Source organism: Albirhodobacter sp. R86504, from assembly GCF_042466415.1.
In the GTDB taxonomy this organism is placed as follows: domain Bacteria; phylum Pseudomonadota; class Alphaproteobacteria; order Rhodobacterales; family Rhodobacteraceae; genus Albirhodobacter.
In genome coordinates this window covers 1,155,436-1,170,094 of record NZ_JAXHCH010000002.1, presented here as the reverse complement: position 1 = coordinate 1,170,094, position 14,659 = coordinate 1,155,436, and the positions used below count along the sequence as shown (strand labels likewise).

Here is a 14,659-nt window from a genome sequence, read left to right as displayed (position 1 = left end):
CGCTTCCAACCCTTGGTTCAAATAGAAGAAGGAAACCGGAATGAAAACGATTTATACCACTGTCGCTGCTGCTGCGTTGATCGCTGGCCTCTCTAACCCTGCCAGTGCCATGTCCGAGGATGGGAAGGTTCGTATCGGTTTGATCTACACCCTTTCAGGGTCCGCAGCCATCTTGGGCGAGCATTCGCGCGACGGGTTTATGTTGGCGGCGGAAAAGTTGGGGAATAAATTTGGCGGCCTCGACGCCGAGATCATCATCATCGACGATGAGCAAAAGCCTGATCTCGCGGTATCGCGCGCCCGCGAGCTGGTTGAGAGCAATAAGGTCGATTTCGTGGTCGGTCCGGTCTTTTCAAATGTTCTATACGCGATCTTGCCGACGGTGACCGAGGCAGACACATTCCTGATCTCGACAAACGCGGGCACATCGCTTTTGGCGGGGACGGAGTGCAATGAAAACCTGTTTGTGACCTCCTATCAGAACGATCAAATCCATCAGGTATCGGGCGAATTCGCGCAAGAGCAGGGCTACCAAAACGTATTTTTGCTCGCGCCGAATTATCAGGCCGGAAAAAACTCGATGGCGGGTTTTAAGCGTTCGTACACAAATACCGTGGCGGGCGAATTGCTGGTCCCGCTTGGACAGCTTGATTACTCGGGCGAACTTGCCCAAATCGCGGCAATGCAACCAGACGCCGTGTATGCGTTCATGCCGGGGGGGATGGGCGTGAACTTTGTGCGGCAATTCAAGCAGGCCGGAATGGATTACATTCCGTTCCTATCGGCGTTCACGGTCGACGAATCCACTCTGCCCGCACAAAAAGAAGCTGCTTTGGGGATGATGTCGGGCTCGAACTGGGCGCCCGATTTGGATACCCCGCAAAACGCCGAATTCACCAAAGAGTTCACCGCGAAATACGACCGCGTTCCCGCAACTTACGCGTTCCAAGCCTATGATGCCGCCATGCTTATCGACAGCGCGATCAAAGCGGTCGGGGGCGATTTGAGCGACCGAGGCGCGGTGCGAGATGCGCTGAAACAAGCCGATTTCACCTCGTTGCGCGGAGATTTTAAATTCTCGGACAACCACTTCCCCGTGCAGGATTTCTACCTCACCCAAGTTGTGCAGCGCGAAGATGGTCGTTTCGCGACGTCGCTGGTGAAGAAGATTTTCGACGATTACGCCGATCCTTACGTCGGTGACTGCAAGATGTGATCTGATGCGAGCACAGATCTGCTCGGAATAAAATCATCATTGCCCCGCGCAACCCTGAGGGCGGCGCGGGGCTTATTTTGTGGTGATGACAAGCGGGCAACGCGCCGTTTGTGCCGTGCGGCCATTCGGCGATAATGTTGAGGATTATATTACATTTCATAGGTTTAATCGGATTTTGGCGCGAGTTTTATCCCGGTGTTAGCGCTGAAAAATCCGTACTCTGCCAAGTTCTGCGTGGTGCCTCTAGAGGACACCCATTCCACCGTGGCGCGATGGTTGCGCACTTCGTGCATGACCGCATCATAGGTTAAGATCGCGGCCTCGGACGAGGTCTGGGGGTGGGGCGCGCTCCAGTCGCTGATGACTTCAATGAAGTAGCCGAGGTGGTCGTCCTGCACGGGGTGCAGGCGCGCTTGCGTGAGGGTCAATGGCAGGTCGCTGCCTCCGGCGGCGAGGGTGATGTGCTGATCCAGATAGCGTTGCAATTGCGCGACCATATCGGATGGCAAGGGCGCGTCAGTCGGCAAATCGGCCATTGCGGCAAGTTCGGGCGCGACAATGACGAGATCTTGCAAGGGAAATGAGGCCGTGATGTGCAGCGCATCGCCGAAGTGTTCCACCCGTAGGAGGCTACCGGGCAAGGCATGTGCCAATGCCCCGCCCAGCCTTGCCGCCCAAAGCGCCAAGGCCGTCATGCCCGCACGCCACATCCGCCTCACCTTCACTCGGTCTGACCGCCATAATCATCCGTCAAATCGCGCCAGACGGAATGCGGATGGTTGCCGACTTTGTCGGTCGATTTATTCGACTGCAGCGAGAACTCGATCCACAGCGACGGGCCGTGCACGCGGACATAATCATCCTCTGCGCTGATCTGTGGCGTGCCCGAGAAACCGAGATAGGTCTCGGGGAGTTCGGCGGTATACTTGGCCATATACGCATCGGCTTCCGCCGTTGAAATATCCCCGACATAGGTCTTGATCGCGGCGAGCAAGAGTGCGGTCTGCGCGTCGTCGAGGTCTGCGACGGGCAAACCCTCAAACGTATCAGGGATTGCATCATCCGCTTGCGGTCCCGCAAGAATATCGCGGTAGGTTCCCTCCAGCGTCGCCGCCGCGCTCTGATCGTCGGACAACGCTGACAGCAGCGTCGCAAAGGCATCGCGTTCTTGGGTAAGCGGGGCGTTCACGCGGCCGTTCATCTCGAAATAATCAAACGGCTCGACGCCGCGGAAAGACGGTGTGGCCCCGGCGAGCTTGCCGTCAACATAGGTATTGGCGAAGGCCATATGATGCCCGCCGTAATACAACTCCCAAACCCCAGTTGCGGAGGGCGTGCCGAGGAAGGCGAATTTGGTGTTATAGGAGGAATACCCTGCCTTGTAATCGGTACTCACCGTGTTGATGTAATCGTCGGCATTGAGGGTTTGGACCATCTCGTCCCAGCCCTCATTGGTCTCGCCGCTCATCGCCTCCATCATGATCGCCTTCACCAAGCCGCGCTGCTTGGTATTCAACTCGCCCAGCAAAACGCCGGGGCGTTTGGGGAAGGCGCCCGCGGGTAGGTTGCTCCAATATTCCGCCTCGGTGCGCGAGTACTCAAGTTGCAATTGCGCGAGCGTATCTTCGGACACGGCAGCCTTCAGCAGATCAATCAGACAGAGCATCCGGTCGTAGCTCGCGCTCGCGTCGCAGCTCAAAGCGCTCTCGGGGATCGGCACGGTTCCCATCAAGGTGCTGGTATCGCCCATACGCTCTTGCAAGGCGGCGCTGAGCGCCTGATCGGCCTCCGACATCGGCGGCGGACCGCCATGCGCGCCATCGGCAGGGCCATCAGCAGCTTGCTGTGCCAAAGCCGGCGCGGCGAGTAGCGCCAGAAGCGCGCCCCCTTTCAAAACACTATTCCGATGCCGCATGACGGCTTGTTCCTTCGCAATTAATGACAGATCGCCGCGCCAAGCTCCGGGGGCCATCCGGATAGTGCGTGCGCAACGTTATTCTAAGTTGTTGAAGCGGTTAGTATTCCGGATGGGGCAAAAATTAGCAAGGCATCGCGCGGGCACGGGTGGGGGGCACGGGAGGCCACGGGGTGGGGCACAGGGCCTGCGTGACGCGGGCGAGGCTTGCGGGACGTGCCCGCGCGCGGCTTTCTACGCGCCAGACGAGGAGGCTGGTCTAGGGCGCAAGGCGTTCGGCATCGGTGAGCAATCGCGCGGCGGCGATCTGCCCTTGCCACACGATATCAAGCGCCTCGGTGAGAGAAATGCCCGGCGTTTCTTCCCACAGTTGGATCGCGCGCGACGTGCAAGAGACCGCGTTACTCGCAAGGGCCATCGCGATATGCGCGTCATCAACCCGCTGATTTAGGCACTCGGTCAACTCCTCTCGTTCGGCCACATGGAACTGCTCGAGGACGGAATTCGCCTTTATATTATGGCGGATCACGTCACGGACCATGCGCAAAGTCGCATCATCTTGCGCTAAAGAGGTCATGTGCTTGTCGAGAAATGTCTTGATGTCGCTCGCCAGTGCGCCGCGCCCCTCGCAAAGCGCGGCTTTGTCGGCGGGATCAAATCCCGGCGGAATGCCTATCGCTGCGGATTCCTTGTTTGGGAAGTAATTGAAAAACGTTCGCGTGCTCACCCCTGCGGCATCCGCAATGGCTTCTGTCGTGACCGCATCAAGCCCGTTTTCCACCGCAAGCTTTAACGTCGCTTGCTGGATGTCGCGGGTCGTCATGTGTCGGCGTTTATCTCGTAACGTAAGTGTCATTTTCACATTCATTGCATAATGTGCATGTTCTGCATATTACGTAGGATATCTGTCGAATAGTCAAGAGGTGGTGAGGAATGCGCGATCGCGGTCGGAGAATTACGGGGGTTGCATTGGCGCTGTCGATTGTGGCGTCGATGGCATCCGCGCAGGGCGCGCCGATGCCGCCGGCAGGGCCGATGGAGGTGGGCGTTGTTGAGCTCACGCGCCAAGACGTGCCACGTGCCGTGACATTGCCGGGGCGCGCGGTTGCCTCGCAAGAGGTGCTTTTGCGCCCGCGCGTCGGCGGTGTGATCGAGGAAATCCTCTACACGCCGGGTCAGCCCCTTGACGTTGGCGATCCGCTGTTTCGTATTGATGACGCGGCTTACGCGGCCGCGGAAGCCTCCGCCCGCGCGACGTTGGCCACGGCCGAGGCGAACCTGCCGGTTGCACAATCGGCCTATGACCGGGCTACGCAGCTGGCTGGGCGGGGCTTTACCGAGGCTGAGGTGGAGCAAGCGCGCGCCAGTTTGGCCGAGGCCGAGGCCACATTGGAGGCCGCGCAAGCCGCATTGGATTACGCGCAAACGGAGCTGTCATGGACCACGGTGACAAGCCCGATCGCAGGGCGGGCCGATGTTCCGACCGTCTCTGTCGGGGATCTCGTGACCGCAGGGCAAAGCGATGAATTGACGACAATCGTGCGCGCTGATCCGATTTATGTCGATATGATGGAGGCCAGTGCGCGCATTTTGTCGTTCCGCAAGGGCATCGACGAAGGCAGCATCACCCGCAACGATGATCTGGAGGCAACGCTGCGGCTCGAGAACGGGGATGTTTACCGCGGCACTGGCAAAATGGTGACACCGGGCAATTCGGTTTCCACCACCACCGGGACGGTCACGGTGCGTTTCCAATTCGATAACCCCCATAACATCGTCATTCCGGGCATGTTCCTGCGCGGCGAGATCGTGATCGGGACGATTCAAGCGTATCTGGTGCCGCAACGCGCCGCCGTGCGCGATAGCGCGGGCAAGCTCACGGCCTATCTCGCGGGCGAGGACGGGACAGCACACCAGGTCACTTTGACCGAGGACGGTAGCTACCAGAATTCTTGGATCGTGCGGGAGGGCGTGAACGAAGGGGATCAGCTTATCATCGACGGGCTTTCCAGTTTGAAAGCAGGGCAGGCGGTGGTGCCGATCACCGCCACAATCGACGCGGATGGCAATGTGCAAGATCTTGACAGCCGCGGCGCAGAGGACTGATCCATGGCATCGTTTTTCATTCATCGCCCCGTTTTCGCGTGGGTTCTCGCGATCGTGGTCATGCTGGTCGGTGCCTTCAGCGTCACCAGCCTCCCGATTTCCCAATATCCAGATATTGCGCCCACCACTGTCCGCATTAGCGCGACCTATAGCGGCGCGTCAGCAGAGACGGTCGAAAATTCGGTCACGACCGTGATTGAAGACGGTTTGACGGGGCTCGACGGGATGACCTACATGACCTCGTCTTCGACCGAGGGCTCGGCCAGCGTTTCATTGACCTTCGATGACACGGTCGATCCTGACATGGCCCAAGTTCAGGTTCAAAACAAACTCCAACTCGTCGACTCCAAACTGCCGGAAAAGGTGACAACGGCAGGGGTGTCCGTGACACGCTCGACAAGCTCGATCTTGATGGTCGGCGCGCTGGTGAGTGAGGACGGCCGCTACACGACGCTCGAGTTGGGTGACATCCTGAGCAGCACCATCCAAGATGCGGTGCAGCGCACCGAAGGTGTCGGCTCTATCAATATTTTTGGCAGCGAATATGCGATGCGCATTTGGCTCGATCCCGAGCGTCTCTACCAGTATCAGCTGACCGCCGCCGATGTGACAACCGCCGTCTCCGAGCAAAATACCAATATCACCGTCGGCAGTCTTGGCGATCAGCCGGTCACGCAGGGGCAAGAGTTCACGGTGTCGCTTTCGGCGCAATCTCAGTTGCAATCCGTCGAAGATTTCCAAAGCATCTTGTTGAAAACAAACACGGATGGTTCTGCTGTTTATCTAGGGGATGTCGCAACGGTCGCGTTGGGCGCCGAAGATTACGGCACATCCAGCCGCTTCAACGCTCACCCCGCGGCAGGCTTTGGCGTGAACCTCGCGACGGGCGCCAATGCCGTTGACACGGCAGAGCGCGTTCGCGCGGTGGTCTCAAATCTGGCGGCGTCCCTGCCTGAGGGCGTTAGCGTTGAATATCCCTTTGACACATCGCCCTTCGTGGAAGAGTTGATCGAGCAAGTCTACCACACGCTGATCGAAGCTGTGATCTTGGTGTTTCTGGTCATCTTGCTTTTCTTGCAAAGCTGGCGGGCGACCCTCATTCCCACGATTGCGGTTCCGGTGGTTTTGCTGGGCACATTTGGCGTTTTGTCTGCGTTTGGGATGTCGATCAACACCCTGTCCATGTTCGCACTGGTCCTCGCCATCGGGTTGCTCGTCGATGACGCAATTGTTGTGGTCGAGAATGTCGAGCGCGTGATGGAAGAGGAGGGGCTGGATGCGGTCGCGGCCACCGAGAAAAGCATGGGAGAGATCTCAACCGCGCTGATCGGGATCGTGATGGTTCTGTCGGCTGTGTTCCTGCCGATGGCGTTCATGTCGGGCTCGACGGGCGTGATCTATAAGCAATTCTCCGTCACGATTATCTCTGCAATGGTCTTGTCGTTGTTCGTGGCTTTGATCCTCACGCCGGCTATGTGTGCGCAGCTTCTCAAACCCTCGCACGGCAAAACGAGCTTTGCACCCTTGCGCTGGTTTAACGGCGGTCTGGATAAGCTGACCAACGGCTATGGCGGGGCGGTGACGCGGCTGGCGCGGCGCCCGTTGCGTGTGTTGATCGTGTTGGCGGGCGTCGTCTTTGCGTCGTGGTGGGTTTATGACCGCCTGCCCAGCTCATTCCTGCCGACGGAAGATCAGGGGGTTTTGATGACGATTATCGAGCTTCCGCAGGGCTCGACGGTTCAACAAACCGAGCGCGCGGTCGCATCGCTGGAGAACCACATGCTGACCGAGGAGACCGAGATGGTGCAAAGCGTGTTCTCGAACGTGGGCTTCAGCTTCAGCGGAAGCGGTCAGAACTACGCGATGATGTTCACCAAGCTTAAGGATTACGATGATCGCCCGGGCCTGAGCTCGACCGACTTGATGAACCGCACCAATAAGGCCTTTGCGCAATCGCGGTTTGGCAAATTCTTTGTGGTGCAACCGCCCGCCATTCCGGGCCTTGGGTCGTCGTCCGGCTTCACCATGTATCTGGTGGATCAGGGCGGCGCGGGCCAGGCGGCGCTGAGTGTTGCGGCCGATGAGCTGGTCGCGCTTGGCACCGCAGACGGACGTGTGAGCAATATGCGAGGCAATGAAGATGCCAGCCAGCCTTCGCTCAAAATCAACATCGACCAGCAAAAAGCCGAAGCACTTGGCGTATCGCTCTCGGATGTGAACGCGATGCTCTCCACGGTGTTTTCGGGCTCCTATGTCAATGATTTCCCATTGGGCAACGAGTTGCGGGAGGTGATCGTGCAGGGCGATGCCACGGCGCGTATGCAGCCCGACGATATCAACAAATGGTATGTCCGCAGCGAGAACGCTGAGATGGTCCCGCTGTTATCCTTCGTCACGCAGGAGTGGGAGACGGTCACCCCGAAATTGGCGCGCTACGGCGGGACGCGCGCGCTGGAAATCTCTGGCGCGGCGGCTGCGGGGCTCAGTTCGGGGGACGCGATGACGGCGATGGAGGAGCTGACATCGGACCTCGATGGCGGGTACGGCGCCGCTTGGACGGGGTTGAGCTACCAAGAGCGTCTGTCGGGGAACCAGGAAATGCTCCTCTACAGCCTCTCTGCGCTCGTCGTCTTCCTGTGTCTCGCGGCCCTGTATGAAAGCTGGACAGTGCCGTTCGCGGTGATGCTCTCGGTTCCGGTGGGTATCCTTGGCGCGATGGTTGCCACGTGGATCTTCGGTCAATCCAATGACGTTTATTTCAAGGTCGGGCTGCTCACGACCATCGGACTTGCGGCGCGAAACGCGATTTTGATTGTCGAATTTGCCGAGAGCTTGCGGGCGCGGGGGATGGGCCTGCTGGAGGCCACTGATGCGGCGGCGCGTCAACGTTTGCGCCCGATCCTGATGACGTCACTCGCCTTTGGATTTGGCATTACACCGTTGGTGTTGGCGTCGGGCGCGGGGGCAAATGCGCAAAAATCCATCGGCACGGGGATGCTGGGCGGGATTATTTTCTCTGCCGTGATCGGGATCGTGATGGTTCCGTTGTTCTACATCGCCGTCATTCAATCCACGGCCATGCTGCGTGCAAAAAAGGAAGTCTCCAAGTGAAATCATATTCTCTACTGCTCGCGCTGGCCGTCGCTGGATGTGCCGTTGGGCCCGAGTATCAACGCCCCGACCTATCTTTGCAGGCCCGCTTTATTGGCGGAGATGCGCAGGCCGTCGGCGCGGTGGCGATGCAGACGTGGTGGCGCGATTACAAAGACCCCACCCTCAATCAGCTCGTAGATCGCGGATTGGCGCAGAACCTTGATGTTTTGACCGCGACGGAGGCGATCCGGCAGGCGAGAGCGGAATTGCGCATGACGGGGGTGAATTCTGCGCTTGATGGCTCGCTATCGGCCTCTCGCACGCGCAGCGGCGGCGAGGACATCGCCTCAACATCAAGCTCCTCGGGGGCGCTCACGGCAAGCTTCGTCATTGATCTGTTTGGCGGCATCCAACGGGAACGCGAAGGCGCGCTTGCTGCTGTGACTGCGGCGCAAGCGGATGTCGAAACGGTCCGCCTTGCGTGGCTGGCAGAGCTGCTTGGCGCATATGCGGACGCGCGCTATTATCAAGAGGTTCTGGCCCTGACGCGCGATACGATCAAGGCGCGTGAGGAAACCGTCGACATCACGCGCAGCCAATACGAATCCGGCGCTGCGACAGAATACGAGGTGGCGGAGGCGCAGGCGCTTTTGTCGACGGCGCGGGCCGCATTGCCGCAATATGCCGCTTTGTTTGATGCGGAGGTTTATACCATTGCGACATTGTTGAACGAACCGGCCGATCCGATCATGAAGCAGCTCCAAAAAGGGGCGGCTCAGCTGCGCACGCCGAGCGGTGGCGCGACGGGCGTTCCGGCGGATGTGTTGCGCAACCGTCCCGATGTTCGCAGCGCTGAAGCCGAATTGGCCGTTGCCCTCGCGCAGGTTGGGGTTTCCGAGGCGGCGCAATACCCGTCGCTGTCGCTGAGCGGGGCAGTTGGACGGTCGGAGAGTTCGAACACATGGAGTTTTGGCCCCGATCTGTCTCTTCCGATCTTCAACCAAGGGAAGTTGAAAGCGGCGAAAGAGGTCGATGTCTCAGTCGCGAAACAAGCTGAGATCGCTTGGCGCGCCTCGGTTATGGACGCGGTCGAGGATGTGCAAATCGCCCAATCCAATCTCGCGCGCTACCGCCAGAGATCGGGGCTATTGTTTACTGCGGCGAATGATTACCGGCACGCCTTATCACTTGCGCAGGACAATTATCGCAGCGGCGCAATCACGCTTCTTGAACTGCTCGAAACGGATCGGAACACCGCAACGGCGCGGATTTCGGCGGCATCGGCGGTCAACGATGCGGCACAGGCATGGGCGGTTTTGAAAATCGCAACCGGTGCTGGCGCTGCTGCCACATCGTTGGGCGAGTGAGCGGTCACGCGTTGTTCTGATCGGGGCAGGGTCTGCTGTCAGATGGCTGACGTCGTGTGGCTGACGTCGGGGGTCTCGCATCGATCGGCAAGCCAGCGATTGCCGCGTGGAGCCTTTCAGGCGCGCGATCGCTGGCTTACGGGCGGATCGGCGCCCCCCTAACGCGCGACATTCTGCGTCTTAGCTGGCCCTGAATGAGTTGGGCGGTCAGGGGCAGGTCGGACGTGTCAGACGAATGATCTCGGGCCAATGACTTTGGGCCACTGATTTCAGGTCACAATCCGGCGCAAATCCTCGGCAAAAAGCGCCGTCGCATCGCGGCGTTTGTTGAGATCGGGCAGGCGCAACAGGTATGAGGGATGCAGCGTGATGAAAACGGGCTCGCCGTCGAGAGTGCGCTCAATCTTGCCGCGCCTTGCCAGAAGGTCTTTTCCGTTCCCCGTCAAAGCATAGGCGGCCGTCGCCCCCATGGCGAGCAGGCGCTTGGGTTTTTGCTGTGCGCGCTCCGCGTCAAGCCACCAACGGCAATGCTCGATCTCCGAGGTGCTGGGGCGTTGATGCACACGCGTCTTACCACGCGCCTCGAATTTGAAATGCTTCACGGCATTGGTGACATAGGCGGAGGTGCGATCCAATCCGGCCTGCGCGGCAATCTGATCGAATAATTGACCCGCTGGTCCGATGAAAGGCTTACCGTTGAGATCCTCAAGATCACCGGGTTGCTCCCCCACAATCATCAACTCCGCGTCGCGCGGCCCTTCGCCCAGCACGGCCTGCGTAGCGTTTTTGTGCAAGGGACAGCGCTGACAGCCGGAAATCGCGGCGGGCAGGGCCTCTTTGGGGCCATCCCACGCCGAGGTGCAGCGGGCAAGTTGGGCTTGCACCTGCGCGATGCGGGGCGGGGGGAGTGTGGGGGCGGCCTCGGCCATTGCCCGCGCGCGGGACGGCGCGCCGGCAATCATCTCCGCGATCGAGGCGGCTTCGGGCAAGTTTTTCCAGTATTTCTTCGGCATCTCGGATTGCATCGCGCTAATCTTGAGGCGCGCGGGGTTAAAGATGTTCTGGAAATAGGTGATCCACAGCTGCTCGCCCGCGTCCTCGGGCAGGTCGGGCTTTGTTTGTCCGTCCGAGAAGGTGAGGCGACGGTTTTCATAGGTTGCGGTGACATCGGGCGTCACGATCCGCCAATCCATATCGCCAAACCGCCGGACGAAGAAATCGGCGGTCGGCTCTACGGTGTGATGCGTGGGCTCGAACCACGCAGCGAAGGATCGGCGCGGCGCATCGGAGGCGCCGATCTCGCGAAAGCGCACAAAGGCTTTCATCTTGTGCTGGCATCGGTGAACGCCTTTTTCCATCTGGCGCAACCGCGCGAGGTCGCGATCCGCGCGGTCCGTCATGAGGTGGGGCGCATCCCGCAGCCGCCACAAAAAGGCGTAGAGGCGGGCGAAGCGTTCGGGATCACTGTGCCACACAACGGATTGCGCCAAGGCAATGAAGCTCCGCGGGACTGTCACCGCGGCGCCAGCGCGCGGCGCGGCTTGGGTCGCGAACAGGTCGGGGGCGGCGGCCGGACCGCCCCATAAAATATCTTGCGGTGGCACACCAGCGGCCAAGAAGTCCCGCGCCGCATCGCGCCATGCCACATCGGTCCCGATTGAGGGGATCGTCACCCGTTCCATTAGAACAACGTCAGTTGCTCTGGCGGCGGGGCAAACCGCGCCCGCAGATTGGCGCTATCGGTCAGGGCGCCCGGGCTCCACCCGCCTGCGGTGATGAAGGCGCGCGATTTGGTCATGCTCGCCCCCATGCGCAACAAATCCTCATATCGCAACACGCGGTGGCGGCGGGTGGCGAGGATACGGTTGACGGTCTTGACGCCAAACCCCGGCACCCGCAGCAGCATCTCGCGGCTTGCGCGGTTCACATCCAGCGGGAAGATGCCGCGATGCAACAACGCCCAAGCGAGCTTGGGATCAATCTCCAGATCGAGATTGCCGTCGCGGGTCACGGAGGTGATCTCGTCGAGTTGAAAATCGTAAAACCGCAACAGCCAATCCGCCTGATAAAGGCGGTGCTCGCGCTGTAGCGGCGGTTTGATCAGCGGCAGCTTGGCCGTGCTGTCGGGGATCGGCGAGAAGGCGGAATAGTAGACGCGTTTCAGCTTGTAACTGGAATAAAGCCGCGTTGACTGGCCCAAGACGGTGGCGTCATTCGATCCGTCCGCGCCGATAATCATCTGCGTGGACTGGCCTGCGGGGGCAAAGCGTGGCGGGCGCTTGCCGGTGAAGGAGGCATCCTTCCCCGCCTCTTTGCGCAGGCGCACATCGGCCATCACTTTGCGGATTTGGTCGGGTTTCTTCTCGGGGGCGTATTGTTCGACGGCGGAATCGGTCGGCAATTCCACATTGATCGACAGCCGATCCGCCAATAGCCCCGCCTCCGCTATCAATTCCGGCGCGGCATCGGGGATGGTTTTGAGGTGGATATAGCCACGGAAATTCTCCTCATGCCGCAATCTGCGCGCGATTTGCACCATGTCGGACATGGTCGCATCGGGCGAACGGATCACGCCAGAGGATAAAAATAGCCCCTCAATATAGTTTCGGCGGTAAAACTCGATGGTGAGTTTGACGACCTCATCCACTGAAAATCGCGCGCGATCCACGTTTGAGGAGGCGCGGTTGATGCAGTAAGAGCAATCGTAGATGCAGAAATTCGTCATCAGGATTTTGAGCAAGCTGATGCAGCGCCCGTCCGGCGTATAGGCGTGGCAAATGCCGCTGCCTTCATTCGAGCCTAACCCCTTGCCATCGCGAGAGGAGCGGGTCGTCGAGCCTGAGGAGGCGCAAGACGCGTCATATTTTGCCGCGTCGGAGAGGATTGCCAGTTTCTGATCGAGTGTTTGCTTTGCCATGTGTTCATTATATGTTCTCACATAGAGCATGTCATCGGGAAAAAACCGTGGCGGATGAAATTTCGCTTCACGTCGCGGTGAGCGTGCCACGCTTGCGCCTCGCTCGTTTGGCGTCCCGCAGGCTACAAGACGCCTGCTTTGAAGGCATTGGCGATGGCCTCCATCATCGTATTGGCGCCGAGTTTGCGGCGTAGATTGCCGCTGTGCAGATCCACGGTGGGGATTGTCACCCCCAGATCATGCGCAAGCTGATCGCGCCTGCGGCCTTTGATCAAGCCGTTGAGGATGTCGCGCTCTCGCGGTGTGAGCCGGATCTTTTCCTGCGGATCGTCGAAAGCGTTCCCAATCCCTCGCGTGTCTTCGGTGGTCACAATCACGAGCACGCGCCGCCCGCCAGTATTTTGGGGCAAGAAGTTGAGCCGTAAGCTCGGCAACACGCGTCCATCATCTGCGCGCGTCTGCGGTAGGTCGAGCCAGTTGGCCTGTGAATGTTCAACATCCGTCGCGCGGGCGACGGCGGCGTGGAAGGATCGCATTTTGGGCCCGCCAAGCGCGAGGATGCCGCTGTGCTGCAAGATCAAGAACGGGTGGCGCAGCAGCAATCCCTCCGCCAGCCCGTTGAGCCGCTTGAGCCGCCCCTCAAAATCGAGCTCAAAGATCGGGACCTCGCCTTGCAACGTGCGGTCGGTCGCCGCAAGGTCATGGATGTTGCTCCGGATCAGCTCGCGCCGGATCGAATGCAGTCGCGCGAGATCGCGGGCGTGACGGTTCACGAAGCTCACCTCAGGGTCCGAGAAGTCGCCCGCGTTTTTGCCTTTGTGAAAGGCGGTCACCACGCGACCATCACGGGTATCTTGGATCATGCCGAGACACCAGAACCTGTCCAGCCCGTGTTTGAGCGTAATCTCGTTGTACATCGCGCTCCTCTCGAACGCGTCGGCGCTGACGTGATTTGAAAGACGGAAGGCGCCGATATTGGCGTGTTCGTCCTTGACCTCGGCCATCCAAGGATCTTGATCGAGGATTTCGATGTAGTCGGCATTGGCCTCGGGCTGTGTCCCCGCCGAGATTTCCTGCATATTTCCGGGATGAAGCCAGAAGAATATGGCCGAGGGAACATCCATCTCCTGCGCCAAGCGTTGCGGGAGCGTATCGAAGAGCGACTTGTCCAGCGCTGCATCGTAGATGTCATGATGAGACAAGGTGTCAGTTATGAGAAACCCTAGCATGGGATGAATTTGGGGAAGGTTAACCTAATTGTGTAAAATGGTTCAACCTTTTGCGGTATGCCCGCGTGTGGCGGTGCAAGCGGGCCTCACCCGCGCGGGCAAGGAGCCAAGGAGCGGGTCGAGAAAGCGGCCCATGCCAAATCATCGCGCGCTCCACCTTGTAGCCAACCCGAGTTTTGCGGGATATATCCCCGAACAGCCCACCCTGATGGGCGCCACGTTGCACTCGGATGTTAGAATGTCTCAGCCTGATCGCCTGAAAACAGATTGCTCGCGCTGCGCCGCGCTTTGCTGCGTGATGTTGGCATTCGACAAAGGCGAGGATTTCGGGTTTGACAAAAACCCGTGCGAGCCCTGTCGGAACCTCGATACGCACAAGTGCAAAATTCACGACACGCTGGCGCAAGACGGGTTTCGTGGCTGTGTCGCCTATGATTGTTTGGGGGCGGGCAACCGTGTCATTCAGGAAGTCTTCGGCGGAACATCATGGCAAAGCGAGCCACGCTTGATGCCGGTGATGATGGAAGCCTTCTCCGCGATGCGCGAGGTTCACAAGCGCATCGACCTTCTGCGCGCCGCCGCAATTTTGTCGCTCGATCCGGATGAGGAACAACGGCGGCTGGAGTTCCTGGCCCAGCTCGAGGACCACCCCTGGACCGCTTCCGAGCTCAACGCGTTCGAGTTTGGTCTGGCGTTGGAGATCGATGTCTATTTCCACGGAATGGAAAAACACTTGAACGAGCTGGTCTCGGCCGCGCGGTGACGGGCGCTTTGGACATCGCGGGACTGGGGCGTGATGCGCGCACCTCTCACGCG

Annotated in this window: 11 protein-coding genes; 5 read left to right on the top strand and 6 right to left on the bottom strand. The window is 59.6% G+C overall.

Translation table 11 applies throughout. The annotated features are described in order from the left end of the window. The first annotated feature begins 40 nt into the window (after window positions 1–40). The gene (locus SJY32_RS07670; protein ID WP_376873520.1) at window positions 41–1,216 is read left to right on the top strand and encodes an ABC transporter substrate-binding protein; all 1,176 of its coding nucleotides are present in this window, start codon (window positions 41–43) and stop codon (window positions 1,214–1,216) included. A gap of 164 nt (window positions 1,217–1,380) precedes the next feature. Here SJY32_RS07670 and SJY32_RS07665 read toward each other — a convergent pair whose 3' ends face one another. The 3 genes from SJY32_RS07665 to SJY32_RS07655 all read right to left on the bottom strand — a co-directional run bounded on the left by SJY32_RS07665 (window position 1,381) and on the right by SJY32_RS07655 (window position 3,987). After that, complete coding sequence (locus SJY32_RS07665) at window positions 1,381–1,926, bottom strand: hypothetical protein (protein ID WP_376873518.1); 546 nt, start codon at window positions 1,924–1,926, stop codon at window positions 1,381–1,383. 11 nt (window positions 1,927–1,937) lie between these two features. Then, the gene (locus SJY32_RS07660; RefSeq protein ID WP_376873516.1) at window positions 1,938–3,131 is read right to left on the bottom strand and encodes a DUF3500 domain-containing protein; all 1,194 of its coding nucleotides are present in this window, start codon (window positions 3,129–3,131) and stop codon (window positions 1,938–1,940) included. Between the two features lie 259 nt (window positions 3,132–3,390). Further along, window positions 3,391–3,987 carry a TetR family transcriptional regulator gene (locus tag SJY32_RS07655; RefSeq protein WP_376873514.1) on the bottom strand — a complete coding sequence of 199 codons (597 nt, stop codon included), beginning with the start codon at window positions 3,985–3,987 and terminating at the stop codon, window positions 3,391–3,393. A gap of 77 nt (window positions 3,988–4,064) precedes the next feature. On the opposite strand from SJY32_RS07655, the gene SJY32_RS07650 reads away from it, so the two are divergent. Genes SJY32_RS07650 through SJY32_RS07640 form a run of 3 tightly spaced genes read left to right on the top strand, consistent with a single transcriptional unit; the run spans window position 4,065 to window position 9,697 of the window. Further along, window positions 4,065–5,237 carry an efflux RND transporter periplasmic adaptor subunit gene (locus SJY32_RS07650; RefSeq protein WP_376873511.1) on the top strand — a complete coding sequence of 391 codons (1,173 nt, stop codon included), beginning with the start codon at window positions 4,065–4,067 and terminating at the stop codon, window positions 5,235–5,237. Between the two features lie 3 nt (window positions 5,238–5,240). Then, a complete protein-coding gene (locus SJY32_RS07645; protein ID WP_376873509.1) occupies window positions 5,241–8,348 on the top strand; it encodes an efflux RND transporter permease subunit in 3,108 nt (1,035 codons plus the stop codon). Then, on the top strand, window positions 8,345–9,697 hold the full coding sequence (locus SJY32_RS07640) for an efflux transporter outer membrane subunit (protein ID WP_376873507.1): 1,353 nt from the start codon (window positions 8,345–8,347) through the stop codon (window positions 9,695–9,697). Before SJY32_RS07645 ends, SJY32_RS07640 begins: the two co-directional genes overlap by 4 nt. A 269-nt stretch (window positions 9,698–9,966) precedes the next feature. Here the strand turns inward: SJY32_RS07640 and SJY32_RS07635 are convergent, their stop codons facing one another. From SJY32_RS07635 to SJY32_RS07625, 3 genes are all read right to left on the bottom strand, one after another. After that, a complete protein-coding gene (locus tag SJY32_RS07635) occupies window positions 9,967–11,379 on the bottom strand; it encodes a UdgX family uracil-DNA binding protein (protein WP_376873505.1) in 1,413 nt (470 codons plus the stop codon). Then, window positions 11,379–12,614 carry a putative DNA modification/repair radical SAM protein gene (locus SJY32_RS07630; protein ID WP_376873503.1) on the bottom strand — a complete coding sequence of 412 codons (1,236 nt, stop codon included), beginning with the start codon at window positions 12,612–12,614 and terminating at the stop codon, window positions 11,379–11,381. Before SJY32_RS07630 ends, SJY32_RS07635 begins: the two co-directional genes overlap by 1 nt. 122 nt (window positions 12,615–12,736) lie before the next feature. Continuing rightward, window positions 12,737–13,816 carry a LuxR C-terminal-related transcriptional regulator gene (locus SJY32_RS07625; protein ID WP_376873501.1) on the bottom strand — a complete coding sequence of 360 codons (1,080 nt, stop codon included), beginning with the start codon at window positions 13,814–13,816 and terminating at the stop codon, window positions 12,737–12,739. A 265-nt stretch (window positions 13,817–14,081) separates the two neighbouring features. On the opposite strand from SJY32_RS07625, the gene SJY32_RS07620 reads away from it, so the two are divergent. Beyond that, the gene (locus SJY32_RS07620) at window positions 14,082–14,606 is read left to right on the top strand and encodes a hypothetical protein (protein WP_376873499.1); all 525 of its coding nucleotides are present in this window, start codon (window positions 14,082–14,084) and stop codon (window positions 14,604–14,606) included. Window positions 14,607–14,659 lie beyond the last annotated feature (53 nt).